General features: G+C 62.6%; 20 protein-coding genes, 1 pseudogene and 1 CRISPR repeat array. Of the genes and pseudogenes, 12 read left to right on the top strand and 9 right to left on the bottom strand.

Annotation, left to right across the window (positions count from 1 at the left end; genetic code table 11):
- The 4 genes from IPP03_18990 to fur all read right to left on the bottom strand — a co-directional run bounded on the left by IPP03_18990 (position 1) and on the right by fur (position 4,073).
- Positions 1–885 (bottom strand): DUF2950 domain-containing protein, encoded by an 885-nt coding sequence (locus IPP03_18990; GenBank protein MBL0354636.1) that lies wholly within the window; start codon positions 883–885, stop codon positions 1–3.
- Between the two features lie 29 nt (positions 886–914).
- Complete coding sequence (locus tag IPP03_18995; protein ID MBL0354637.1) at positions 915–2,606, bottom strand: DUF3300 domain-containing protein; 1,692 nt, start codon at positions 2,604–2,606, stop codon at positions 915–917.
- Between the two features lie 433 nt (positions 2,607–3,039).
- Positions 3,040–3,633, bottom strand: coding sequence for a TMEM165/GDT1 family protein (locus tag IPP03_19000; protein MBL0354638.1), 594 nt, complete (start codon positions 3,631–3,633; stop codon positions 3,040–3,042).
- On the bottom strand, positions 3,633–4,073 hold the full coding sequence (gene fur, locus IPP03_19005; GenBank protein ID MBL0354639.1) for a ferric iron uptake transcriptional regulator: 441 nt from the start codon (positions 4,071–4,073) through the stop codon (positions 3,633–3,635). The genes IPP03_19000 and fur overlap by 1 nt, the downstream gene beginning before the upstream one ends.
- An 89-nt stretch (positions 4,074–4,162) precedes the next feature.
- On the opposite strand from fur, the gene IPP03_19010 reads away from it, so the two are divergent.
- Together IPP03_19010 and dapB are read left to right on the top strand one after the other, a co-directional pair.
- Positions 4,163–4,633, top strand: coding sequence for an outer membrane protein assembly factor BamE (locus IPP03_19010; protein ID MBL0354640.1), 471 nt, complete (start codon positions 4,163–4,165; stop codon positions 4,631–4,633).
- Positions 4,634–4,635: 2 nt separating this feature from the next.
- Positions 4,636–5,442 (top strand): 4-hydroxy-tetrahydrodipicolinate reductase, encoded by an 807-nt coding sequence (dapB, locus tag IPP03_19015; protein ID MBL0354641.1) that lies wholly within the window; start codon positions 4,636–4,638, stop codon positions 5,440–5,442.
- A 543-nt stretch (positions 5,443–5,985) separates the two neighbouring features.
- Positions 5,986–6,681: direct repeats of the CRISPR family, unit length 36 nt; unit sequence GTTGTAGCTCCCTCTCTCACCCCGGAAAGCTACAAT.
- A gap of 62 nt (positions 6,682–6,743) precedes the next feature.
- On the opposite strand, the gene cas2 is transcribed toward dapB, so the two are convergent.
- The 4 genes from cas2 to fnr form a co-directional block, all read right to left on the bottom strand.
- Positions 6,744–7,052 (bottom strand): CRISPR-associated endonuclease Cas2, encoded by a 309-nt coding sequence (gene cas2 / locus IPP03_19020; GenBank protein MBL0354642.1) that lies wholly within the window; start codon positions 7,050–7,052, stop codon positions 6,744–6,746.
- A 27-nt stretch (positions 7,053–7,079) separates the two neighbouring features.
- Entirely contained in the window at positions 7,080–7,964 is an 885-nt protein-coding gene (gene cas1, locus IPP03_19025; protein ID MBL0354643.1) for a type II CRISPR-associated endonuclease Cas1, read from the bottom strand.
- Between the two features lie 4 nt (positions 7,965–7,968).
- Entirely contained in the window at positions 7,969–11,319 is a 3,351-nt protein-coding gene (gene cas9 / locus IPP03_19030; protein MBL0354644.1) for a type II CRISPR RNA-guided endonuclease Cas9, read from the bottom strand.
- A 196-nt stretch (positions 11,320–11,515) separates the two neighbouring features.
- Positions 11,516–12,256 carry a fumarate/nitrate reduction transcriptional regulator Fnr gene (gene fnr / locus IPP03_19035; GenBank protein MBL0354645.1) on the bottom strand — a complete coding sequence of 247 codons (741 nt, stop codon included), beginning with the start codon at positions 12,254–12,256 and terminating at the stop codon, positions 11,516–11,518.
- Between the two features lie 85 nt (positions 12,257–12,341).
- On the opposite strand from fnr, the gene hemN reads away from it, so the two are divergent.
- The 10 genes and pseudogenes from hemN (at position 12,342) to IPP03_19085 (ending at position 21,911) form a co-directional block, all read left to right on the top strand.
- Positions 12,342–13,745 (top strand): oxygen-independent coproporphyrinogen III oxidase, encoded by a 1,404-nt coding sequence (hemN, locus tag IPP03_19040; protein MBL0354646.1) that lies wholly within the window; start codon positions 12,342–12,344, stop codon positions 13,743–13,745.
- Positions 13,746–13,822: 77 nt separating this feature from the next.
- Positions 13,823–14,494: a sulfite exporter TauE/SafE family protein gene (locus IPP03_19045; protein MBL0354647.1), complete on the top strand. Its 672-nt coding sequence runs from the start codon at positions 13,823–13,825 to the stop codon at positions 14,492–14,494.
- Between the two features lie 15 nt (positions 14,495–14,509).
- The gene (locus IPP03_19050; GenBank protein ID MBL0354648.1) at positions 14,510–14,935 is read left to right on the top strand and encodes a universal stress protein; all 426 of its coding nucleotides are present in this window, start codon (positions 14,510–14,512) and stop codon (positions 14,933–14,935) included.
- Positions 14,932–17,127 carry a cadmium-translocating P-type ATPase gene (gene cadA, locus IPP03_19055; GenBank protein ID MBL0354649.1) on the top strand — a complete coding sequence of 732 codons (2,196 nt, stop codon included), beginning with the start codon at positions 14,932–14,934 and terminating at the stop codon, positions 17,125–17,127. The genes IPP03_19050 and cadA overlap by 4 nt, the downstream gene beginning before the upstream one ends.
- Positions 17,106–17,537: pseudogene (locus IPP03_19060) on the top strand (PAS domain-containing protein). Before cadA ends, IPP03_19060 begins: the two are co-directional and overlap by 22 nt.
- Before the next feature lie 15 nt (positions 17,538–17,552).
- On the top strand, positions 17,553–19,232 hold the full coding sequence (locus IPP03_19065; protein MBL0354650.1) for an EAL domain-containing protein: 1,680 nt from the start codon (positions 17,553–17,555) through the stop codon (positions 19,230–19,232).
- 3 nt (positions 19,233–19,235) lie between these two features.
- On the top strand, positions 19,236–19,442 hold the full coding sequence (locus IPP03_19070) for a heavy-metal-associated domain-containing protein (GenBank protein ID MBL0354651.1): 207 nt from the start codon (positions 19,236–19,238) through the stop codon (positions 19,440–19,442).
- Between the two features lie 39 nt (positions 19,443–19,481).
- Positions 19,482–20,528: a selenide, water dikinase SelD gene (selD, locus tag IPP03_19075; protein MBL0354652.1), complete on the top strand. Its 1,047-nt coding sequence runs from the start codon at positions 19,482–19,484 to the stop codon at positions 20,526–20,528.
- An 82-nt stretch (positions 20,529–20,610) separates the two neighbouring features.
- Positions 20,611–20,817: a hypothetical protein gene (locus IPP03_19080; protein ID MBL0354653.1), complete on the top strand. Its 207-nt coding sequence runs from the start codon at positions 20,611–20,613 to the stop codon at positions 20,815–20,817.
- A 5-nt stretch (positions 20,818–20,822) separates the two neighbouring features.
- Entirely contained in the window at positions 20,823–21,911 is a 1,089-nt protein-coding gene (locus IPP03_19085; GenBank protein ID MBL0354654.1) for a hypothetical protein, read from the top strand.
- A 21-nt stretch (positions 21,912–21,932) separates the two neighbouring features.
- On the opposite strand, the gene IPP03_19090 is transcribed toward IPP03_19085, so the two are convergent.
- Entirely contained in the window at positions 21,933–24,584 is a 2,652-nt protein-coding gene (locus IPP03_19090) for a cation-transporting P-type ATPase (GenBank protein ID MBL0354655.1), read from the bottom strand.
- Between the last annotated feature and the right edge of the window lie 233 nt (positions 24,585–24,817).

The following is a 24,817-nucleotide window of genomic DNA, read 5'->3' on the forward strand; positions in this document are numbered from 1 at the left end:
TCAAGGTGCGGGAAGTGCGGTCCAGGAAGGGTCTGGGTCAAACCGTGTCATCGCGCTTGCAATGGCGGCTGAATTGGGGCCAAGGTACTTCTGGTACACGACGCCGTCCTGGTTGACGATGAAGGTCATCAAGCCGGTTTCGTCGAAGCGGGCGGGCCAGGCAACCAGCGCGTATCCATCGGTCATTCGCCCGTGATTGACGTAGTTGCGGGCGCCGCCTTTTGCGGCCGCTCCCTGCGCCTTGAGTATCCTGAAGCGGTAGCCGTTGTAGCCATCCTTCAGGTCCTTCGTATCAAATAGCGGTCCGAGCGGACTCTCGGGATCACCGGCTGCCGCTGGCCAGTAGAGGCCGTTCCGGGTGCCGGGTGAGCTCAGAACCCTCTGTGCGTACTCGAGCACGACATCGCCGTTGCGATCCTGCTTAGCGTACTCCTGTTGCGCTTCCACATAGGCGTACATGCTCTGGATTGCCGCCAGTTCGTTGCGTCCGATGCGGCGGGTGCGCATTTCTTCCCGCCCGGCCCGCACATCGAACGACCAGCCGGCGCCGGTGCGGACGATGGGTATTGGCAGCGTCCAGCCACCATCCAGTTCGAGGCGCGCATCCGCATCGCTCACCATCTGGATACGATGGCCCTTTGCCCAAGCCTCGAGAAAGGCGAGGCGATCGTCGGCAGAAAAGTCGTCGAGCGGAATGAGTTGCTGATGGTCGTGGCCGAGCACCGCCCGCAGTTCCGCATCGTCGTAGCGTGCAAGGCTGTCGACCAGTGCGTCCGCGGCGGCTTCCGGCGAGGAGAATATCTTCCGCGTGCCGGCGCCGCAGGGCATCGCCAGAAGCAGGGCGAACAGCAGCGCGAACGCGCCTTTGATCCATCGATTGTTCATCGTCTGATATTCCATCGCGAGGCTCATGATTACCGCTGGCGCCTGCCAGCGGCGCCTGCCGCCGGCCGGGCAGCATTGGCGTTTCTGTTCGTCGCCGCGCGCCGCTGGGCGGCCTGGCTCGCAGCGCCGCGGTCGGTTTGCTGCCGGGTTTGGCGACCATCGTTGGCGCCACGCAGTGCATTGTCGCGGTTGGTTCGTGCGGCGCTTGCGTTGCGGTCTTGCGCGCGGCTGCGGTCGATGTTGGCAGTACGGTTCTGCACCTGGCTGCGATCAATGTTGGCCGCCCGGTCACGCGCCTGATTGCGGTCGACATTGGCGGTGCGATTCTGCACCTGGCTGCGGTCAATGTTGGCCGCCCTGTCACGCGCCTGATTGCGGTCGATATTGGCGGTGCGATTCTGCACCTGATTGCGGTCGATATTGGCGGCCCGGTTCTGCACCTGGCCGCGGTCGACATTGGCGGCACGGTTCTGCACCTGGTTGCGATCGATGTTGGCGGCCCGGTCACGCGCCTGATTGCGGTCGACGTTGGCTGGCCGATTTTGAACCTGGCCGCGGTCGATATTGCCGGCACGATCCCGTACCTGATTTCGGTCGATGCCGGCCGCGCGGTCCTGCAACTGCCCACGGTCGAGGTTGGCCGCGCGATCCCGCGCCGGCGTGACGGCGCCAGCCGCTGGCCGCTGCGGAATCTGGCTGCGGTCGATGTCACGCAGCGCATTGCGATCCAGGTTCTCGGCGCCGATGCGATCGCTCAGTGCCGCCCGCGCCTGCGCGCGCTGATCCTCACGCCCGCGAAAATCCTGACGTCCGCCGCGCTCGCCAACCGCGTTCTGCAGGCGATCGCGCGTCGCGGCATCCCGGTAGGGGATGCCCCTCCGGTTGCCGGGATTGTGGTTCCAGTTCACGTTCCGGTTATTGGACGTGATGCGGTTGTTGACATTGATGTTGTTCCACTGATTGACGTTGATGTTGACGTTACGGCGCCGCCAGTCGACACCGCCCCATAACGCGTACGTGACGCCAATGCCGACGCCCCACCAGATGGCGTTGCCGACCGGATTCCAGCCGAATCCCCAGCGCGGCGGCGGCGGGAAGAACAATGGCGGATACATCGGGTGCCACCAGGGACCGAAGACGTGCACCGGGTTGTAGACGGGAACGAAGATCACCTGCGGATTTGCCGGGGCGATGGTGATGATCTGGGTCGGTGGTGGCGGCGCATTGACGACGATGGTCTGCGGCGGCGGTGGCGCGGCCTCAACGGTGACAATCTGCTGTTCATTGGAGCTCAGGTTGCCGGCATTCTTCGCCTTGGATCGGAGAAACTGCACGGAATCCATGACGGCCTCGGGTTGTGCCAGGAAAGCATCGCCAAGGTCGTGAACCCATTCCGGCTTCTCGCCCAGCATGGCGAGCACCTGCGGGAAAGCGACCAGCGACTGCACACTGGGATCCCATGGCTTGTCCTGAACCGCCTTGACCGCCGCGTCACCCTCCAGATTGTGGTTGGCGAATGCCCAGTCGGCTGCTTGCACGACGTCCGACGGATAGGTGGCGGCCATCAGCACCTGCGAGAGTAGGGCGTCGGGGAACAGGGCGATCGGGGCCAGCATCTGATCCAGTTGCTCGACGGTGAAGGCGGTAGGATCCGCGGCGCGAACCGGCGCCGCAACGAGCAGCAGCGTGGCGGCGAAGATCGCGGCGATGCAACGCAACATCGAACGCATTACGAAGGCTCCTTGTCGATAGTGCCGGGGACAGCTTTGACTTTGGCTATCCTACACCCGAATAGAGCCTCGTGCGTCAAGCGATGCAACAGTTGATGCCGGGGAAAAATTCATCCCGTTTGCCCGGGTTATGTCGTGGGGGGGTAGCCCGAATCAGCAGCAGGCAGGACTCGCCACAGGGGAAGGCAGTTACCACGCGCAGCCCACGCTTGGTCTCTTCTTTGATCCGCCACGGCATGTTGGCCACCTTCCAAGGCTGCTGCCCGCAGGTCGCGGTCGACCCCGAAAGATGTTCGAAAATGGCTCACCCCCAGAGCTTGTCCAGAGAAAGCGGCCTGATCCCGCTGCCTTTGGAATGCCGCTGAGAAATGACGTTGCCAACGAACTGCCGCGGTCAACTCGGAAAATTGGCAAAAAACCGAACTCAGAACAGCCGGGTTACCGCGAAGATCGCCAGCAGCAGGAAAAAGACGCCGCTGATCCGGTGGATCCACAGCAGGGGCAGGCGGTTGAGCAACTTGCGGCCGGCGAAGACACCGAGGATCGACGTGATGGCCAAGGCCAACGTGGCGCCGGCCCATACCGCGGAGGGTTCGCTGGTGCTGCCGAGGCCGGCGACCGCGAGTTGGGTCTTGTCGCCGAATTCGGCAAGGAAGATGAGCAGGAAGGCCGTGGCGAAGATTCCGTGCCCGGGCTTTTCCTCAACCGTTTCATCGTCGCCGTCTTCCTTGTAGCGCAGGGCGCTGATGCCGAAGCCGGCGAAAAGGATGGCCACGGCCACGATGACCAGCCATTCCGGAAGCCAGGCGGCGACGGCGGCGCCGAACAGGACGGCCAGCAGGTTGAGAACGGCGAACGCCGCAATCGCGCCAATGACCACCGGCAGGCCACGGTGGCGCGCCGCCAGGGTCATGCACACCAGTTGGCTCTTGTCGCCGATTTCGGCAAGTCCAACGAGGATGAAAGACGTTCCGGCGGAAGCCAGCCAGTTGCCAGCCAGCAAATCGGCGGGATCAATCAAGACTTGCTTCCCTTGTTGCGGTTGGGGCAGTCCGCCTTGGTGCACTGCGCGTAAAGATAGAGCGCATGGTCCTGGATGACAAAGCCGCGCTCGCTGGCCACCAGATTCTGCCGGCGCTCGATTTCCGGGTCGTAGAATTCATCGACGTGGCCGCAATCGACGCACACCAGATGGTCATGATGCTTGCCGTGATTGATCTCGAAAACGGCCCTGCCCGATTCGAAAAAATGACGCTCGAGCAGTCCCGCCTGCTCGAACTGCGTCAGCACCCGGTAGACCGTCGCCAGCCCGATATCCATGTTCTCGGCGACGAGCATTCGGTAGACATCCTCCGCCGTCATGTGGCGTAACGTGCCCTTCTCGAACAGTTCGAGGATCTTGAGGCGCGGGAAGGTGGCCTTGAGCCCCATGTTCTTGAGGCTTTGCGGGTCGCTCATTGTTTTCCGTCGGTGGTTGGAGGCGGGGGTGCCATCAATTCGGGTATGATATAACGCTTCGAACCTGTTAGAGAAATTCGGATTCCCGCATGTTCCGTTCCCGCCTGCTTATTCTCGGTGCCGCCTGCTCGCTGCTTGCGGCGTGCGGCAGTTTCAATCCCTACAAGATCGATGTCCAGCAGGGCAATGTACTGACGCAGGAAATGGTCGCCCAACTCAAGCCGGGCCAGACGCGAGAACAGGTGCGTTTCATCCTGGGGACCCCGTTGCTTGCCGACGTCTTCCACCAGCAGCGCTGGGACTATGTCTACAGCTACCGCAAGGGCCGGAGCGGCGAAGTCGAAACCCGCCAGTTTTCGGTCTATTTCGACAAGGACAATCGTCTCGAAAGGGCGTCGGGCGACGTCGAGGTGGCCGACCTCGAGGAACTCGCCGTGCCGACCGCGCGGACGCGGGTGGTTGACTATGGCACCCTGCCCAGCGACGGGTCGGCACCGCCGATGCCTCCTCCTGAAGGACCGGGGTTCATCGAGGGTTTGATAAAGTCTGTCGGATTCTGATCATGAGCGGAACACGAATCGGTATTCTGGGGGCCGGTGGGCGCATGGGTCGCATGCTGCTCGAGGCGGCCCTGAAGGATGAAGGAGTGACGCTGGCCGGCGCGTTCGACGTTCCGGGGAGCGCCGCCATCGGCCAGACGGCCGGGCAACTGACCGGTCTGGCGAGCGAAGTCGGGGTCAGCGACGATCTCGCCGGCGGCCTCGCCGCGATCGACTGTCTGATCGATTTCACCCGGCCGCAGGGCACGCTTGCACATCTCGAACTGTGCCGCCAGGCGGGGGTGGGGATGGTGATCGGCACCACCGGCTTCGAAGCAGAAGGCAAGGAAAAAATTGCCGCAGCGGCCCGCGACATCTCGATTGTCTTCGCGCCGAACATGGCCGTCGGGGTCAACCTCGTTTTCAAGCTGCTGGATACCGCCGCGCGCATCCTGAATCAGGGCTACGACATCGAGATCGTCGAGGCGCACCATCGGATGAAGATTGATGCGCCATCGGGCACCGCGTTGCGCATGGGCGAAGTGGTCGCTGGCGCCCTCGGCAGGGATCTCAAGGAATGCGCCGTCTATGGCCGCGAGGGCGTGACGGGCGAACGCGACCCGTCGACCATCGGCTTTGCCACGGTTCGTGGCGGGGATGTCGTCGGTGACCATACCGTGATGTTCTGCGGCATTGGCGAACGGGTCGAGATTTCCCACAAGGCGGGCAGCCGCATGCCTTATGCGCTGGGCAGCATGCGCGCGGCACGCTTCCTGGCTGGCCGCCGCAACGGCCTGTTCGACATGCAGGACGTTCTCGGGCTACGCTGAGGCCCGCCGCCAACTGTGCCGCCTGCCGGAAAGCGATGCGACGATTCCCGAAATTGTCGAAAGGCTGCGAATTGTTGGCAACAAATGAACCCATAAACCGCAGTTGGCCGATTCCCTTCGCATGACATCGGCCGAGTCGACGAGATAGAAGAGGTCCGCTATCGGCGAGGGCCCGCTCGAGATAATCGCGGACGAGAGGCCAAACGGTGGCGCAGGTCAACTGCCTCGCAGTGCGGGAAGCCCAAGCCGTAAGTTGCACGGAGACACCTCGCCGAACCTCGCGGACTTTGCCGAAATTGAGGCGCAACCCGGTGAGCGTGATCGTCGTCTGTCCGGCATGCCCGGTCTTCCATCCGACCGAGGACATCAGCCACGGCCGGCCGGTGATGGCCCCGCAACGAGCCTCGGGGTTGGCCTGCCGAATGTCGGCCTGGCTCGGTGCGTTCGGACTGACATACGGCAGCGGATAACCTTCATGTCGGCTTGGTGAGAGTCAGGAATTCATGAAGTATGCCAGTTGTCCCATCGGCGCGGCCGTGCCACGTTGTAGCTCCCTCTCTCACCCCGGAAAGCTACAATCGACGTCCAGAAAGGCCGCCTCGAATGCACGTTGTAGCTCCCTCTCTCACCCCGGAAAGCTACAATGTCCGGCCTTGAACTCTGCGGCCTGAACCCGTTGTAGCTCCCTCTCTCACCCCGGAAAGCTACAATCGGCATTCCTGTGGCGATTGCATGGCCTGAGTTGTAGCTCCCTCTCTCACCCCGGAAAGCTACAATCTGGCGCTATTGACGTATCTCCTGAGACGCGTTGTAGCTCCCTCTCTCACCCCGGAAAGCTACAATCTTTAGCGCAGACGAGGCGGCAACCACGTCGTTGTAGCTCCCTCTCTCACCCCGGAAAGCTACAATGCGAAATACCCGGAGCGCAAGACGCGCGGCGTTGTAGCTCCCTCTCTCACCCCGGAAAGCTACAATGCAGATTGTGAATTACGTCAATTACGAGGAGTTGTAGCTCCCTCTCTCACCCCGGAAAGCTACAATGAGCTGGGCAGGATGAAGCGCCAGCGCACGGTTGTAGCTCCCTCTCTCACCCCGGAAAGCTACAATGTTGCGCTGGCGACTACGAATACTCCTGCCGTTGTAGCTCCCTCTCTCACCCCGGAAAGCTACAATAGGCCCCAACATCCTAGGGTCCACTTTTTAGTTGTAGCTCCCTCTCTCACCCCGGAAAGCTACAATAGACTGACCCTAAATTCCCGCCCGGCGTAGCTGGACGGGAATTTTTTTTGGTTAAACGTGAATCAGAAGAGCAACATTTGGTTTGCCGGAACCTTTTTTTCCTGAAAAAGCGGTATTCCGACCAGCAGTTTGATTCCGGCGAACTGCTTTTCGGTCACTGTCATGCAACGCACCGAGCCAGCGGGTGGGAGGCTGTCCACCAAACGTTTGAGGTGTTTGTCCTGATCGTCATTGCCATTGAGCATGCGGCCATAGACCGACCACTGGATCATGTCGTAGCCGTCATTGAGCAGGAAGCGGCGGAACTGGACGTAGGCACGCTTCTCGGTCTTGGTGACCATGGGCAAATCGAAGAAGACGAGTAGTCGCATGAAGCGTCGAGTCTCCAGCCCCATGCCTCAGCATTCCAGCACGTGTGCCTGCAAGCCGACCAGCGTCGGCAGTTCGAGAGTGCTTTCTTCCTGCTCGTAAAGCCGGGCGAGACTTTCGACTGCGTATTCGATGGCCGAGAGGACGGACATCTTGCCTTGTGGCATGCCGACATCCACATTGAGCAACGCGACCAGCGCAGCCTTGTCCTGCGGAGCCAGATCGCCTTCGGTGCTTGCCGGGTGCTTGGCAACGTGAAGATCGACCAGCGGACGGAAGGGTTCGATCAGATCGTCGGCGAGGTTGAAGGCATTCTGTTCGCTGGCATGGAAGAGTCCGATGGGCGGATGCAGACCATGAGCCACCAGTCCCCGGGCGATGGCGCCGCGCAGGACGGCATAACCGTAATCGAGGGCGGCATTGGCCCAGCGCTCTTCGGCGCGGTGAAAGCCGGGGCCGAATAGTTGGATGAAATAGAAGGCGGCGGCCTGGCCTTCAAGATTCTCCGGGTCGCCGGAGCGGATGCGACGAGCGTATGAATCCATGCGGTCAACGCCCTTTTTGGAGCAAAAACGCAGGCAGCCCGACTGGTTTTCAATCTTGCGCCGGACGATGCTGGCCCAGGCTTGTTTGGCCAGAGGTCGGGCAATGTCGAGTTGTTTGCGCATCAGGCGCGTGGTTCGCGAGTGCGACAGGAAGGGCAGGAATACGCCACTGGGCTGGTGATTGCTGCCGGTGGCGTAAAGGCCGATGCCGTATTCTGCACAGGCCGAGAGTACCGGATGGGTCAGCGCGATTTCGCGGTGGTTGAGCACGATCACCGCGATGTCCTCGAAAGGAACGAAGGCCGTTTGTTCCTGCTCGATGGCGAGGGAGAAATGTTCCCGGCGCAGCCTGGCTGGCCGGGAAATCATCACGCTACGCCAGCCCACGGCGTTTCTCTGGCGGGGCGGGGTGGATGTTGCCGAGGACGTCGACGTGGAATTTCTCAAGAGCCAGGGCAGTTCTTACGCCAATACTCGGAATTTCGCCTTTGTCGTTTGCCCGCCGGTGCCCATTCTTATTGCGGTCGTGTACCTGAAGCGTGATGTTAGATGGATTGGGTGGGCCTCCGTAGCCCTTGAAGTAACCGATGATTGACTCGCCACCCCCCAAGGCTACTCGTACAAGATCGTTCGGATGTATCGAGAACTGGAACTGAAAGCTATCGTCGACTTGTGTTTCGCCATCCGCCGTGCAGTTTGGTAGCGCCTTGGCAACTCGATGATGCGCGTATGACGGAACAAGGTAGAACTTACTCGTCTTGGTGAAAACGTCTAACCTATGCAGGCTGTCGTTCTTGGCAATGCCGCCGCGTACCGGGATGCCGGAGAGTTTGTCGATCACTTTAGTGACAGAACGCACGATGGGGCCGGTCGGATTGCCGTCACGGTCTGGTTTGCGTAATGGCTTGTCTGCGGGAAAGGCTTTTTCTCCCTTGCCGCCGTGGGCCTCCAGCCGTTCGCGGATGGCGTCGTAGAGCCTGGCGTTGCGGTGTGGGTCAATCAATTTGTCGAGGTCTTTCAGCGTCAGGCTGGCGAGTGGCACTTTCTGCGTGACGCTGCCTTTTTCGCGCATTATTTCCGGTTGACCGTAGATGGTGTCCTTGTGCGCGGCGCCACCGTTGCGGCGTTGCGGTGAGCGCGAGACGAACAGCGTCCGGAGTTCGTCGAGTGCCGCCGCGTCGTAGGTGCCAAGGTGAGTCATTTCGTTACGCAGCACGGACTCATCGTCGATTTTCAGCCGCGCTTCGAGTTCGTGATGGAAGTGCGGCCACGGCTCGGGGAAATGCTGCTTGAGCTGCCGGAACATCGCCGGGTCGACGATTTCGCCGGTGGTCGTGTCGACGAAGCCGGTGTGAACCTGCGTCAGTTCCCTGGTGCGCGAGTAATCGGCCAAGCGCTTGACCATGCCGTGGGTGCAGGCGGCAACGACGGCAGCATCCAGCGCGTGGTGGCGGTCGCTTTCGCTGCGGATTTTGTGGATGCCCCAGCGGGCGCGCAGGAAGGCCGTCATCTGCCCACTGAGGACGACGCAGCGTTTGGCCTCGCTGCCTTCCGCCAGCTTCAAATAGCGCTCGACGTAGTTCTTGAAGAATTTGCAGATGTAGCGGGTGTCGTTGAGATTGCGTTCCTTGAATTCCTCGGCGTCCTTGACGCCAAACTCTTTGCGTAGCAGGCGGCTGCGCTTGGCGAGGCGATACGCCTTGGTCGATTCGACGAAGGCAACAAACTGCTGCCAGCGCAGGCTGTTTTCCGCACCACCCAGGTATTCGTAGGGCGTGCGGTTGCCTTTGTCGCGGTTTTCCCTGGCCAGCACCAAAACCTTGTTGTTCTTGCTGTCGTCGAAGCTACGCGAATAGGGCAAGGCATGGTCGATTTCGACATAGCCGGGTTCGAGCAGGCGTTCGAGGTCGATGGCGTCCAGTGAGTAAACGCATTTGCCGAGTTGTTCGCGATACAAGCGAAATTTCTCGAACTCGCCGCCTTTCGGGGTCTGTCCAAATTCTTCGGTAAACAAGGCCTTGTCACGTTCATTCCGCGCCCGGTATTCGTCCTGATCCTTCTTGATCTTGTTGCGCTCATCCAGTGGCCGGGAAAGATCGCGCGCCATCTCGATATTGACGGCCAGTGGCGAACCGTAGCGGCGGACGATGGCGTTGACCACCTTGCGCGCCTGATTCAGCGCCCGCAGCACGACCGGGTTACGTGGTATTCCGCCAAGAGTCTCCCTTTCAATGCGCTCGCTGAAGATCATCTTGTCGACTTCACCAGGCTCCTTGCCGCGATGGTTTTCGTAGAGCGGCGGCAGGTACAGTTCCTTTTTGTCCTCCGGTTTGTGCAACTGGCTGTGGTGATAGCCGGCTTCGGCGCATGCTTCGTCGTAACGTAAGCCGCCCTCCATGTGGGGCGCGATCTTGTACAACGCCTTCAGCGACAGCGCGTGAAACTTGTCGAAGCGGATGTCGAGCAGGGACTCGACCATCTTTTCGTGGTTGGGGAGCGCCAGCTTGCTCAATTCAGCGCGGGCTTCGTCATCGTCCTTGTAGATGCTGAGCACGCGGGCGATTTCGTCCAATATTTCCGGTTGACCGCGACAAGCGGCACCGGCGAGTCCTTCCCACTCGGTTTCCAGCCCGGCGGCCTTGAGTGTGGCGCGAAGTTCCTGCCAGGCCGGGAGCTTGACGAGTTTTTCCGACTTGGGGTCTTTCCCGTCCTTGGTATGGCGCAGGCCGGCGAATTCGAATGTTTCCGGCAGCAGGCCGCTCCTGACCAGGGCGTTGTGGAGTTGCTTGTAGGTGAGATCGCTTGCCTGTTGATAAGGCAGCGGCAGGGCAATAGCACGTTCCTGCGCATTGAGCGGCCGCGTCTCGCCATCGAAAACGATACGCAGGTTGTTGAGGCGGGTGAGCCAGACGTGGCGTTCGGCGGTGAAGCTGGCTTTGGGGGCGCGATATTCGTCTTTCTCGAAAGTGCATTTGCCAAGCATCTTGAGCAACGCTGCACCCGAGAGCGGTGGCTTCTGCATCCAGAACAGGCCGCTCTTGCGGTCGCCGCTGCCGAGAATGGCGGCTTCCAGCGATTCGCTGGCAAACGGGTTGCCCAGGCGCCCTTGTTCGGCGAACAGCTTTCTCAGTTCATCACCCAGAAGAACGCGCGACAGTGCCTTGGTGTATTCGCCGCGCTTGTTGCGTTGTGCGTCGGGAAACTCGGCCAGCACCATTTCCGCGATGCTGCGGTAACCCTTTTCTTCCATCAGACGTTTGGTGCCGGCCAGCCCCTGTTTAACCTTGCCGCCTTCGCTTTTGGCATCGCCATCCGCCTGCTTTTCCTCGGCGCGGCTGATCCAGTGAAAACCCCGATGCTTGCACAGGTGGTAGATGACGCGAGCCAATTCCTCGGGCGCCAGCAAACGATCGAGTCCCGCGACCCGAAGTTGCCATGGGGAAACCACAGACGGATTCTCGGGATGGAAAAGCCGCTTGTCCGCAATCAGGCCGTGGTGCGTGAGTTCGCGGGCCAGTTTCTTCAGCCGCCAGGCGCGTTGGGCAAGCCGGTGACGTGCGAGGCGAGCTTGGCGTCGGATCAGGTTGAGCGGGTCGCCTTCTTTGGCGGTTTCGGCCTTGTCGAAGGCGCGGACGCCAAGGTCGATGATGCGATCTTCGCCGAGCAGGCACCAGCCGACCGAGGCGATGCCGATGTCCAGCCCAAGGGTGTAGCGGGTCTCCATGATATTTGCTCGTTCTTATTCGGAACGAGTAGAATACTCCCGTTGTAGTTTTCCGGGGTGAGAGCCGTTGCTACAATAAGGTGTCACCTTCGGGTGACGACCGAATCCGGCCCGGCAGGGAAACCTGCCGGGCCTTCTCATTTTTGTTTCAGGGGTACAGAGAGACGGCTATCTATAGCCGTTCGCAACGCAACCGTCAGCCCCGGCGATTCATCAGCGCCTTGAGTCCGGCGACATCGAGGATCCGGACATGCTTCTGCTGGACGGCGATGTGGCCGTCTTCCTGGAAGCGTGAAAAGGTTCGTGAGACGGTTTCAAGCTTGAGACCGAGATAGCTGCCGATTTCCTCGCGCGTCATGCGCAGGTAGAACTCGGCATGCGAGAAGCCGCGCGCCGTGAAGCGCTGCGACAGGTTGAGCAGGAAGGCGGCGAGGCGTTCTTCGGCGCGCATGGTGCCGAGCAGCATCATGACGCCATGGTCGCGGACGATTTCGCGGCTCATCACCTTGTGGAAATGATGCTGCAGGGTGTGGATTTCGCGCGAAAGTCCTTCCAGTCGCGAGAACGGAATGGCGCAGATCTCGCTGTCCTCGAGGGCGACCGCGTTGCAGGTGTGATGTTCGCTGCTGATGCCGTCGAGGCCAAGCAACTCGCCAGCCATCTGAAAGCCGGTTACCTGTTCACGGCCATCTTCGAGCAAGACATCGGTCTTGAAGAAGCCGCTGCGGATCGCATAGATGGCGTCGAACGGGGCGCCGAAGCTGTAGAGGCGGTCGCCACGCTTCAGGCGGCGACGATTCGACACGAGGTCGTCAAGACGGTGCAGTTCTTCGTCGGTCAGGCCGAGGGGCAGACACAGTTCGCGCAGATTGCAGTTCGAGCAGGCGGTCTTGATGATCGCCAGAGAGATGGGCTTGCCGGCGGATTGTGGGGACATCAGCAACCTGTCCAAGCTTGATCCACGTCAACCGGGATGGCCCGGAATCCGGGCATAATCAGTCCAGTCCTTGCCGGCTTGTTCAATGAATTTCGCAACTGAAAACCTCGTCTTCGATCCCCAGATCATTCGCCGTTTCGATGTGAACGGCCCGCGCTACACGTCCTATCCGACCGCGGATCGTTTCGTCGAAGCTTTCGATTCCGATGCGGCCAGGCTGTGGCTCGGCAAACGCACCATCGGCGGTATCGGTCGTCCACTCTCATTATACTTCCACATCCCGTTCTGCAACACCATCTGCTACTACTGTGCCTGCAACAAGATCATCACCAAGGATCACGGGCGTAGCGCCAAGTACCTGAAATATCTCGGGAAGGAGCTTGCACTGCAGAGCGAGAGCCTGGAAGGGCGCGATGGCGAACACGAGGTCATCCAGTTGCACTGGGGCGGTGGTACGCCGACCTTCCTGTCGCACGATGAAATGCGCCAGTTGATGGGCGAGACGCGCAGGCACTTCAAGCTGCTTGATGGTGGCGAATATTCGATCGAAGTTGATCCGCGCAAGGTCGATTACGCCACGGTTGCCCTGCTCGGCGAACTCGGCTTCAACCGGATGAGCGTCGGCGTCCAGGATTTCGACGAGCGTGTGCAGGTTGCGGTCAACCGCGTCCAGAGTGAGGAAGAGACTGCCACCGTGATCGAGGCGGCACGCGCCAACGGCTTCAAGTCGGTGTCGGTCGATCTTATCTACGGGTTGCCGCAACAGACCGTCATGGGTTTCAACCGGACGCTGGAGCGTGTGCTGGCGATGGACCCCGAGCGCCTGTCGATCTACAACTACGCGCATCTGCCCAGCATGTTCAAGCCGCAGCGGCGGATCGCCGAACCCGACTTGCCGTCGGCCGATACCAAGCTGCAGATCCTCGCGCTGGCGATCAAGAAACTGACCGAAGCCGGATATGTCTTCATCGGCATGGACCACTTCGCCAAGCCCGACGATGAGCTCGCCGTCGCCCAGCGCCAGGGGCGCCTGCACCGCAATTTCCAGGGCTATTCGACCTATGCTGACTGCGACATGCTGTCCTTCGGTATTTCGTCGATCAGCAAGGTGGGGCCGACCTACAGCCAGAACGTCAAGACCCTCGATGAGTACTACGATCGTCTCGATGCCAGGATGTTGCCGGTGTTCCGCGGTATTGAACTGAATGCCGACGACATTCTCAGGCGTTCGATCATCCAGGCGCTGATGTGTCACTTCGAGCTGTCCATCGAATCGATCGAAAGCGCGCACCTGATCGATTTCCACCAGTATTTCGCCGCCGAACTCGACGATCTCAAGGAGATGGAGCGTGCCGGCCTGCTCGAGGTCGAACGTGACTGGATAACCGTCCTTCCGCCAGGGCGCCTGCTGGTCAGGATCATCGCCATGGCGTTCGACCGCTACCTGCGCGCCGATCGCCAGCGGACCCGCTACTCAAAGGTGATCTGAGGCGCGGCGATTCGGGAAGGACGCGGGAGTAAGGTATCCTTGCGCCGTGACTTCCTGCGCTGCCCCAGTCCTTCGAGATGCCTGATTCCGGTTACCTGGCGCTGTTCCTCGTCGGCCTGCTCGGCGGTACCCACTGTGTCGGCATGTGCGGCGGCATCGTCGGGGCGCTTTCGCTCGGCGCGCCCGCGCGCTGGTCGATGCACCTCGCCTACAACGCCGGACGCATCCTGTCTTATGGCGTTGCTGGCGCCCTTGCCGGCGCGCTCGGCGCCGCCAGCCTGGCGCTGGACGGACCGGCGCCGGTGCGCCTGGCGCTCTATCTGCTGGCCAACCTGATGCTCGTCGCGCTCGGACTCTACCTGCTCGGCGTGACTCGGGCGCTGGCCTTTACCGAGCGTGCCGGCCAGCACCTGTGGCGTCACATACAACCGTTGACCCGCCGCTTCGTGCCGGCGAAGACGGTCGCCCAGGCTTTCCCGCTTGGTGTCCTCTGGGGCTGGTTACCCTGCGGGCTGGTCTATAGCGCGCTGACCACGGCCCTCGGCGCCGGGTCACCGGGGCGCGGGGCGCTGCTGATGCTGGCATTCGGGCTGGGAACATTGCCAAATCTGCTGCTGGCGGGCATCCTGTTGGCAAGGGTCAATGAATTCGTCCGTCGCCCGCTGGTCCGCATGGCCTCGGGCCTGCTGGTGCTGGGCTTCGGCATCTACGGACTGATCGGCCTGACACGCCTGTTGCACTGGATCTAGGAGATAGCGATGACCATGAAAATCCTGCTGCCGGTTGACGGCTCCGACTGCTCGCTGCGCGCGGTTGGCCATCTTCTCGCGCATGCCGCCTGGTTTCGGGAGGTGCCTGAGGTTCATCTGCTGCACGTACAGCCGCCGATCCCGATCGGTCACGCGCTGGCCCACGTCGGCAAGGAAACCCTGCACAGCCACTACATGGAGGAGAGCTCTGAGCACCTGCTCGGCGCGGAGCAGCGGCTCGATGCCGCCGGCCGCGTCCACACGACCCACATCCATGTCGGTCAGCCGGCCGAGGTGATCGCCAGGATGGCCAATGATTTGGCGTGCGACCTGATCGTCATGGGTACTCACGGTCGCAGCGGCTTCGCCGGGCTGGTGATGGGGTCGGTCGCCAGCCGCGTGCTGCATCTGGCGGACTGCCCGGTGCTGCTGGTGAAATGAACGAAGCGGCTGGAAGTGCCGTGGAAACATCGGTTAGCAGCAGCCGTGTTGTCGAATTTTCCATTGCCGGCATGACCTGCGCCGCCTGTTCGGCGCGTTTGGAAAAAGTTCTGAACCGGCAGGCGGGGATCGAAGCCAATGTCAATCTGGCCGCCGAGCGGGCGCGCGTCAGGCTCGACGGCGCTACCAACGAGGCGGCGGTGATTGCCGCGGTAGCCAAGGCCGGATTCACTGCCAGCGTTGTCGACAAGGACACGCGGGCACGCGAAAAGGCGCGCCGCCAGGCTGATTACCAGCGCGAGATTCGCCGCTTCTGGATCGCCGTCGCGCTGACGCTGCCGCTGGTCGGCCAGATGTTCTTCATGTTCGGCGGCGACCATCATCATCCCGAACTGCCGCGCTGGCTGCAGTTCGCGCTGGCGACGCCAGTCCAGTTCTGGATCGGCTGGCGTTTCTACGATGGCGCCTTCAAGGCGCTGCGCGGCGGTGGCGCCAACATGGATGTGCTGGTGGCGCTCGGCACCAGCATGGCTTGGGGTTTTTCGACCGTGGTGACGCTGTTCGGGCTTGATCAGCACGTTTATTTCGAAGGCGGGGCGGCGGTCATTACGCTGGTCCTGCTCGGCAAATTGCTTGAAGCGCGGGCCAAGGCCCAGACGTCGGAAGCGATCGAATCACTGATCCGCCTGCAGCCGAAGACCGCGCGCATCGAGCGCGACGGCAAGTGGATCGAGATTGCCGTCGATGCGCTGATGCCCGGCGATGTTTTCATGGTCCGCCCGGGCGAGAGCGTGCCGGTCGATGGCGAGGTGGTGGACGGCAAATCGAGCATCAACGAAGCAATGCTGACCGGCGAAAGCATGCCAGTGGGCAAGGCAGTAGGCGACAAGGTGTTTGCGGCGACAGCGAACGGCCAGGGTGTTCTCCATTGCCGCGCTACTGGCGTCGGTGAGCACACTCTGCTGGCCAGCATCATTCGCCTGGTCGGCGAGGCGCAGGGCTCGAAGGCACCGGTGCAGCGCCTGGCCGACCGGATTTCGGCAATCTTCGTGCCGGTTGTGTGCGTCATCGCACTGCTGACCTTCGCCGGCTGGTGGTTGTATGCCGGCAATTTTGCCGAGGCCCTGGTCAATGCCGTCGCCGTCCTTGTTATTGCCTGTCCGTGCGCGCTTGGCCTGGCGACGCCGACGGCGATCATGGTCGGCACCGGGCAGGGCGCGGGCGCCGGTATCCTGGTCAAGAACGCCGAGGCGCTCGAGCGTGCGGAAAAGATTGCCGTGCTCGCGCTCGACAAGACCGGCACGCTGACGCGCGGCGAACCGCAGGTAACCGACATCGTGGCGCTCGCCACCGACGCCGACAGTGCCCTGCGTCTGGCGGCAGCGCTCGAACAGGGGTCGGAGCACCCGCTGGCGCGGGCGGTTCTGGCGCGGGCGGCGACCGTTGCGGTCAACCCGGAAAAAGTGGCAAATTTCAGTGCCACACCGGGCCATGGCGTCGCCGGCGAGATCGCCGGGTGCGCGCTGCGTCTGGGCGCGCCGGCCTGGTTCGGCATGGCTGAAGATGTGGCGATCCTGACCTTGCAGCAGGCCGGCAAGACCGTCGTGGTGCTCGAAGAAAATGGCACGGCATTGGCGCTGTTCGCCATTGCCGATACGCTGCGCCCGACCTCGCGGGTGGCGGTCGAGCGCCTGCGTGCGCGTGGCATCCGGGTCGTCATGCTGACCGGCGACAATGCGGCGACGGCGGCGGCGATCGCCCATGAAGCCGGTATCGACGAATTCCGCGCCGGCATCCTGCCTGGCGCCAAGGCGGCCGTGATTGCCGAGTTGAAGGCCGGCGGGCTGGTGGCGATGGTCGGTGACGGCATCAATGACGCGCCGGCGCTGGCGGCGGCCGATGTCAGCTTCGCGATCGGCGCCGGGTCCGACGTTGCGGTCGAGGCCGCCGACCTGACGCTGATCCGCAGCGACCTGTGCGGTGTCGACGACGCCATCGAGCTTTCGCACGCGACGCTTAACAAGATTCGGCAGAATCTCTTCTTCGCCTTTATCTATAATGTACTGGGGATTCCGCTGGCGGCCTTTGGCTGGCTCAACCCGGTGGTCGCCGGCGCGGCGATGGCCATGAGTTCCGTTTCCGTGGTCTCGAATTCCCTGTTGCTGAAGCGCTGGCGCCCGCGTGGGCGCTAGTTGCGGGAAGGGGTAGTCTGGAAGAAATCGAAAAACTGTCGTTCTGTGAAGCGCTGCTCGAGAGCATCACGCGTGTCGTATATCGCCTGAACCTGCAGAGCGGCCGCTTCGAATACATCTCGGGGGCTGCATCCAGCCTGTTCGGGCTGGAGTTGAACGCAATCCGCGATGCTGGCATGGACATGGTCGGGCGGCACATGCTGCCCGGCGATTATGAAGCCGCACTGGCCCGTATCGCCGAAGTGGCAGCAAGCCGCCCGGGGCAGCGCGCCTCGCTGGTCGTTCATTACCGGTTGGCCGGCGCCGATGGCAGGGTACGGCATTGCCATGATTCGATGATGCTTGAGGTCGACGCGGAGGGCAGGCCTACGGCGGCCATCGGTGTCGTCGTCGATGTCAGCGAACGGATCCGGGAAGCTGAAGTCATGCACGAAAAGGAATCCCAGTTCCGGTCGACGATGGAAGCGGCCCAGGTCGGGATTTTTCTGTTGCAGGATAGCCTTTTCCGTTACGTGAACCCGTTCCTGACTAAACTGTTCGGTTACAGCGAAGAGGAACTGGTCGACCGCCGTGGTCCGCTCGACCTGCTCATTCCCGAGCAGCGCGCCATGGTTGCGGAACAGATGCGGCAACGGGCTGGCGGCGAGCCCGGAAAGCCCTATGAAATCGTTTGCGTGCGCAAGGATGGCTCGACCTTTCCAGCCATCATTCTCGGGTCGCCGGCGACTTACGAAGGGCGACCGGCATCGGTTGGTACCCTCCTCGATATCTCGGCGCAGAAGGAAGCCGAACAGCGCGCCCGCGAGCTGGCCGATTTCGATCCACTGTCCGGGCTGCCGAACCGCCGGCTCCTGCGGGACCGCTGCACTCAACTGCTGGCGGCGGCCGAACGCGACGGTTCGGAGATGGCGCTGATCTTCCTCGATCTCGATCATTTCAAGCGGGTCAACGACTCGCTGGGCCACAGTGTCGGTGACGAACTGCTTTGTGCCGTGTCCCGGCGCCTGTCGACTGTGTTGCGCAAGGTCGATACGCTCGCCCGCCTGGGCGGTGACGAATTCATCATCGCCTTGCCCGACGTGCGTGCCGCCGGCGTCGCCGAAGTCGCCTGCCGTCTGATCGATATCTGTGCGGCCCCGTTCGCGCTGGGTGGGCACGAGCTGACCATCAGCCCGTCGCTGGGCGTCAGTCTCTACCCTGTCGATGGCACCGACTTCGAAGCCCTGCTGCGCAATGCCGATGCCGCGATGTACAAGGCCAAGGAAGCCGGTCGCAACGCCTTCCGCTTCTATTCGAGCGAGATGAACGTAACGACGCTCAAGCATCTGCTGATGGAGAGCGGTCTGCGCCGCGGGCTCGGTGCTCACGAATTCGTTCTGCATTATCAGCCGCTGGTGCACGAGACCGGCGGCATCATCGGCGTCGAGGCGCTGATCCGCTGGCAGAATCCGGAAGTCGGGCTGGTGCCGCCGGATCAGTTCATCCATGTCGCCGAGGACATCGGCCTGATCAACCCAATCGGTGACTGGGTGTTGCGCGAGGCGTGCCGGCAGGTGCGCGCCTGGCAGGATGCCGGGTTGCCACCACTGTTGGTGGCGGTCAATGTATCGCCCATCCAGTTCCGTCAGGCCGGTTTCGTCGACACAGTCGCCCGGGCGCTCTCGGTGTCGGGCCTGGACGCGCGCTACCTGGAACTGGAGTTGACCGAGCGCACCGTGATGAACGATGCCGAGCAGAACCTCGGCACCCTTTCGGCGCTTAACGATATGGGGATCAAACTGGCGATCGATGATTTCGGTACCGGCTATTCGTCGCTCGCTTATCTAAAGCGCATTCCGGTCGGCAAGTTGAAAATCGACCGCTCGTTTGTCAGGGATCTGGGGGGCGACCCGGATGACCACGCCATTGCTTCGACCATCATCAGCATGGGCCGCAGCCTGCGCCTCGAGGTGCTGGCCGAGGGCGTCGAGACCGCCGAACAATACGAGATCTTGCGCGGCATGGGCTGCGAACTGTTTCAGGGCTATCATTTCAGCCGTCCGCTGCCGCCGGAGCAGTTTGTCGCGTTTCTTGAGCAGCAGGGGTTGATGGGCAAGAAAGGTTAGAACATGGAAGCAGTTGTTATCAAGGTCGGCGGCATGAGCTGCCAGGGTTGCGTCAGGAACATCACGGGTGTCCTCACCGTCCTGGAGGGGGTGGCGACGGCGGAGGTCTCGCTCGAGGCCGCCGAGGCGCGGGTGACCTTCGATCCGTTGATCGTTTCGCGTGGCGTGCTGGTCGTGGCGATCGAGGACGCGGGTTTCGATGCCGAGTGAGTTAAACTCGCCTTACGACTTCAACTCCAGAGAACCACCGTGCCGCAAGAAAAGATCAAACTTACCCAACTGACCCAAGGTGGAGGCGGAGGCTCCAAGGTCGCCCCGGACATCCTGCGCAAGATCCTCGGCGCCGTCAGGTCGGGCATCTTCCCGCCACAGTTGCTGATCGGCAAGGAGAATGGCGACGATGCCGCCGTATTCCAGATCGGTGAACACCAGGCGATCGTCGCGACCACTGACTTCCTTACGCCTATCGTCGATGATCCGTTCGATTTCGGCCGGGTGGCGGCGACCAATGCGATTTCCAATATCTACGCCATGGGCGCCAGCCCGCTGTTCGCGCTGGCGCTGGTGGGGATGCCGGTCAACGTGCTGCCGCTCGAAGCGATCGCCAGAATCCTCGAAGGCGGCGAGTCCGTGTGCCGGCTCGCCAGCATCCCAGTCGCCGGCGGGCATACGATCGATTCGCTCGAACCGATCTACGGCCTGGTGGTGATCGGGCTGGTGGATCCAGCCCGCATCAAACGCAATTCCGCGGCCCGGCCGGGTGATCGCCTGATTCTCGGCAAGCCGCTCGGGATCGGCATTTACAGCACGGCGCTGGAAAGGGGTAACCTGAACTCCGGTGACTACGGGGAGATGATCGCCAGCGTCACCCAACTCAATACTCCGGGGCCGATGCTGGCTTGCCTCGATGGAGTCCATGCGGTCACCGATGTCTCCGGTTTCGGACTGCTCGGTCACCTGATCGGGGTGTGCAGGCGCGGCGGGGTGGCATCCCGCATCCGTTTTGCGGCGCTGCCACTGCTTGCGCAAGCGCTGGCGTTAGCCGAAGCCGGCCACGTGGGAGGCGCTTCGCAGCGTAACTGGAGAAGCTTCGGCGACGATGTGACACTCGCCGATGGCATCGGAGGTGCGGAGAGGGCACTGCTGACCGATCCGCAGACATCGGGCGGACTGCTGGTTTCGTGTTCGCCGGAAACGGTCACCGAGGTCCTGTCGCTCTTCCTGCAACAGGGGTTTTCGCAAGTCTCGGTGATTGGCGAGATCGTCGAGGGCCAAGCCTCGATCGAGGTTTTCTGAGCCTGGAGGGTTCTGAATGAGCACCTTTGGGTTAGTGTTTTCAGATCACCTGGCAGACTCAAGGAGGAAGAAATGTCTGGTCATGGCTTTCACGTACGCGGTCCGCGCGATCACGAAGTCGATCACGCTGACCAGCGGCGAGGCGGACAAGCTCGAAGCGGTTGCCGGGGAGGCTGACAAGAAGAGCGAGGCTGAAATGTATGCCCATGAACGCTGTCCTCTGGTCGGCGTTTGCGGCTCGGCCGGCGGCAGACTCCTGGCTGGCGCCATGGGTTTTCCGCACCTCTGATGTCGATGCGTGCCGCTGGTCGTTGTCGGCAAACCGTTGCCGCGCTGGTTTTTGCTCTTCTTGCGGCGTCGACCGCAACCGGTGGATCCTGCCGCATCGCCTATGACATGGGCTCGTCCGGCATCCGGGCGGGCGCTACCGGCACTGCCATCACGACGCAAGTGGGCATCGATTTCCTCGACCCGCTGTGGGCGGGGCGCGGCCTCGAGGAAACGGTTGCGTCGACCATCGCCGCGTTGAACGATCTCCCGCTCGAGGCCGGCTTTCCCGCCGACTGCGCGCGCGTCGGCGGCGGCTTCTCGGCCTGGCGCCTGGCACTGGAGCAGGACGCCGAACAGCTGGCGGCCGTCCTCGCCCGCATTCACGCCGCCAGCGGAGTCGCGGTGCTGGTCATTCCGCAGTTGCAGGAGGGCGCCTACGGCTATGTCGGCGCCCGTCAGTTGCTAGGCGAGCGGCTGACCACCAGCCATGTGCTCGACATTGGCGGCGGCAGCCTGCAGATCGCCGGCGAGGGCAGCGCCTGGGGCGACATGCTCGGCCAGAAGGCCTGGCATCGCCGGCTGTGCCAGGAAATCCGTAATTCCGAATCCGCGTCCTGCGAACTGCAGCCGATGACCGGCGACGAACTCGCCACGGCGCGCTCCCTGCTGGCGGAACTGCTCGGCGGCGTGGCGCTGGCGCTGCCGGGGACGGTCACCCTGACGGCGATCAGCCCTCCGGTCAGCCGCGGCGTCGCCCCGGCGGTCGCGCGAATGGTGCCGGCGGGTTTCGGCGCCAATGTCTTGCAGCGCCCGGCCATCACCGCGGCGATCGCTCGGATCGCCGGGTTGACGAGCGACGAAACCATGGTTGCGACGGGCGACTCGCGCGACCATGTTGCGTATCTGCTGAGCAGCATGCTGCTGGTCGAGGGCGTGCTGCTGGCGACCGCTGGCGAGTCGCTGCAGGTGGCCGAGATCGATCTGACCAACCTGCCCGGACTGCTCGCCGACGACCGCGTGTTCGCCTGGGTGCCGCGCCATGGCTGTTATCTGGACCGCCTGCGCATGCTGGGCCTCGATGCCTACGCCAGCGATCCGGCGACCTGCCCCTGATCGGGGCAGTGGCGAGCTGTGTTACAAGCAGCGACGCACCAGGTATTTTCGTGTTTCCTCCAGCCCGGCGAAGGCAAACGCGAGAACGACCATCAATCCCCAGGCGACCGGCGCAAAAGCCTCGGTGGCAAAGATTGCGTTCCCCAGCGGCGTGTAGACGATCGCCAGGATCAGCGCGAGCTCGACGCCGAGGCCGAGCAGGAGAAGCGGGTTCTGCGTCAGCGGAAAATGGATCGCGGCGATGCGGGGGTGTCGGCAGAGAAAGACATTGACCATCTGGGCGACGACGATTGCCGCCAGGCAGGCGGTGGTCGCCTGCCGATACAGCGGATCGACGGTGGCGAGGATTTCGCCATGCTGCCAGCCACCGAGGTGGAGGACGAAGAAGAACGCCGCGAGCGCCACCGCGGCTTGCAGCAGGCCGAGCCCGAGGTAGGCGCGCGCCAGCAGCGGCCACGACAGTAAGCGTTCATGCGCGGGACGCGGCGGCTGGCGCATCAGGCCGGGGTCGGGGCGCTCCGCGCCCAGCGCCAGCGCCGGCAGCATGTCGGTGCCGAGATCGACGGCGAGGATCTGGATGATCGTCAGCGGCAGCGGAATCCTGAATAGCACGTAAGCGAGATAGGGGATCAGTTCGGGAATGTTCGAAGTGAGGATATAGGTCAGGAACTTGCGGATGTTCTCGAAGACTGCCCGTCCTTCCTCGACGGCATTGACGATGCTGGCGAAATTGTCGTCGAGCAGGATCATGTCGGCCGCAGCCTTGGCGACGTCGGTTCCGGCAACCCCCATGGCGATGCCGATGTGTGCGCTCTTCAAGGCTGCCGCATCGTTCACCCCATCACCGGTGACGGCGACGATTTCGCCCTTGTTCCGGAGCGCATTGACCACCAGCATCTTCTGCTCGGCCGTGACCCGGGCGAACAGGATTTCCGGGCTGTCGAGGGCAATCTGCAGTTGCGCCGGGGTCAGCTTGCGCACGGCTTCGCCGAGCAGGAGGGTCGGCTGCGCACCGCGGATCAGCCCGATTTCGCGGGCGATGGCGAGGGCGGTATGCGGATGGTCGCCGGTCACCATGATCACCTTGATGCCGGCCGAGCGGCAGCGCGCCATGGCCTCGGGCACCTCGCGCCGTGGCGGGTCGTGGAGGCCGATCAGGCCGGAGAAGAGCAGTTCCCGCTCCGCCGGGATTTCGTCCAGCGCCAGCTTGCGGTACGCGAAGGCCAGTACGCGCAGCCCTGAATCGGCCATCGCCTCCTGTGCTTCGGCGATCTGCTGCAGACCCTGCTCGTCGAGCGGGATCTCGCCGCCGCCCTGCTCGACCTGCGCACACAACTGCACGACGACCTCCGGTGCCCCCTTGCAGTACAGCCAGCGCGCGCCATTGTCGTCGACGATGACCGACATGCGCCGGCGGTCGCTGTCGAAAGCCAGTTCGCCTAATCGTGGCGCGTCGCCGCCTTCGCCCTGTCGTCCAGCGAAATCGCGTAGCGCCGCTTCCATCGGGTCGCCCAGCCAGACCTCGCCGCCGTCACGCTGGCTGCGCTTGAGATTGTGGCAATTCGCGGCATTGCGTAGCAGGCGCCCCGCCGGAAAACCTTCCGGAAGTTGTTGCGCGTCCAGCAGCGCGCCGTCGCGGAAAACCTGGCGCACACTCATCCGGTTCTCGGTCAGGGTGCCGGTCTTGTCGCTGCAGATGACAGTGGTGGCCCCCAGCGTTTCCACCGCCGGCAGATGGCGCACCAGCGCGTTCCGCCGCGCCATGCGCTGCGTCGCCATGGCCAGCGACAGGGTGACGGTCGGTAGCAGGCCTTCCGGCACATTGGCGACGATGATGCCGATGGCGAACATCAGGTTGGCCCAGAAGGGTAGGCCGATCAGTGTGCCGATGGCGAAAAACACGATGCCGAGCGTGCTGGCGAAGATGGCGACCAGTTTCGAGAGGCGGGCAATTTCGATCTGCAGATGGGAAACGGTCTTTTCCGCGGTCTGGGTCAGGTGGGCGATCCTGCCGAATTCGGTTTGCATGCCGGTGGCAAAGACGATGGCGCGGCCCTCGCCGGAAACCAGCGAGGTGCCGGCTAGCAGCAGGTTCTTCGTATCGAGCGGCGTCTCACCTGCCACGCTCTCCGGGCTGCGCGCCTTGGGCAGCGCTTCGCCGGTGATGGTCGACATGTTGACCCGGACAGCCCCGGCGATCAGCCGGCAATCGGCCGGGACGTTGTCGCCCTCGGCAAGGAGGATCACGTCGCCGGGCACCAGGGCTTTGGCGGGCAGCGTGAACAACTGGCTGTCGCGCATGACCTTGACCGTCTGTGGCAGCAGCTTGCGCAGGGCGGCGATTGCCCGTTCGGCGCGATATTCCTGCCAGAAGGAAAACGAACCGTTGATCAGGATGACGGCGACGATGGCGACGCCGAGTTGCCACATGCCTTCGCCCGGGCTACGCGGTTCGGCGAAGAATGCCAGCCCGGCGGCGACCCAGAGGATCAGCGCGAAGAAATGCGTAAATTCGGCGAAAAACCGCTGCCACTCTGCCTCGTGACCGATTTCGTCGAGACGATTGGCACCGTATTCGCCCAGGCGTCTCTCGGCTTCGGCTGCGCTCAAGCCTTGTTCGGATGTTCTGAGGCTGCGCAGAGCATCGGCAATCGAAAGATTTGCGATGTGCATGGTCCGGGGACATGGTCAATCGGGTTCCGCCGTCAGGTTACTCCAAAAATTGCCGGGCGACGCGGCCGCTGCGGCCACCGTGGCACCCGTCGGGAGTTGAGAGCGGAGAGGCAGTTGAAATGGAGTTGAAATAGAGTAAGTAGTGCTGCGCATGGCCAAGAGTGATATGCTCAACGAATGCGCCGGACGCACCCGAGCCGGTAGAAAAAACCGTGACTCAAACACTCCTTGAC

This window comes from Candidatus Dechloromonas phosphoritropha, assembly GCA_016722705.1.
In the GTDB taxonomy this organism is placed as follows: Bacteria; Pseudomonadota; Gammaproteobacteria; order Burkholderiales; family Rhodocyclaceae; genus Azonexus; species Azonexus phosphoritrophus.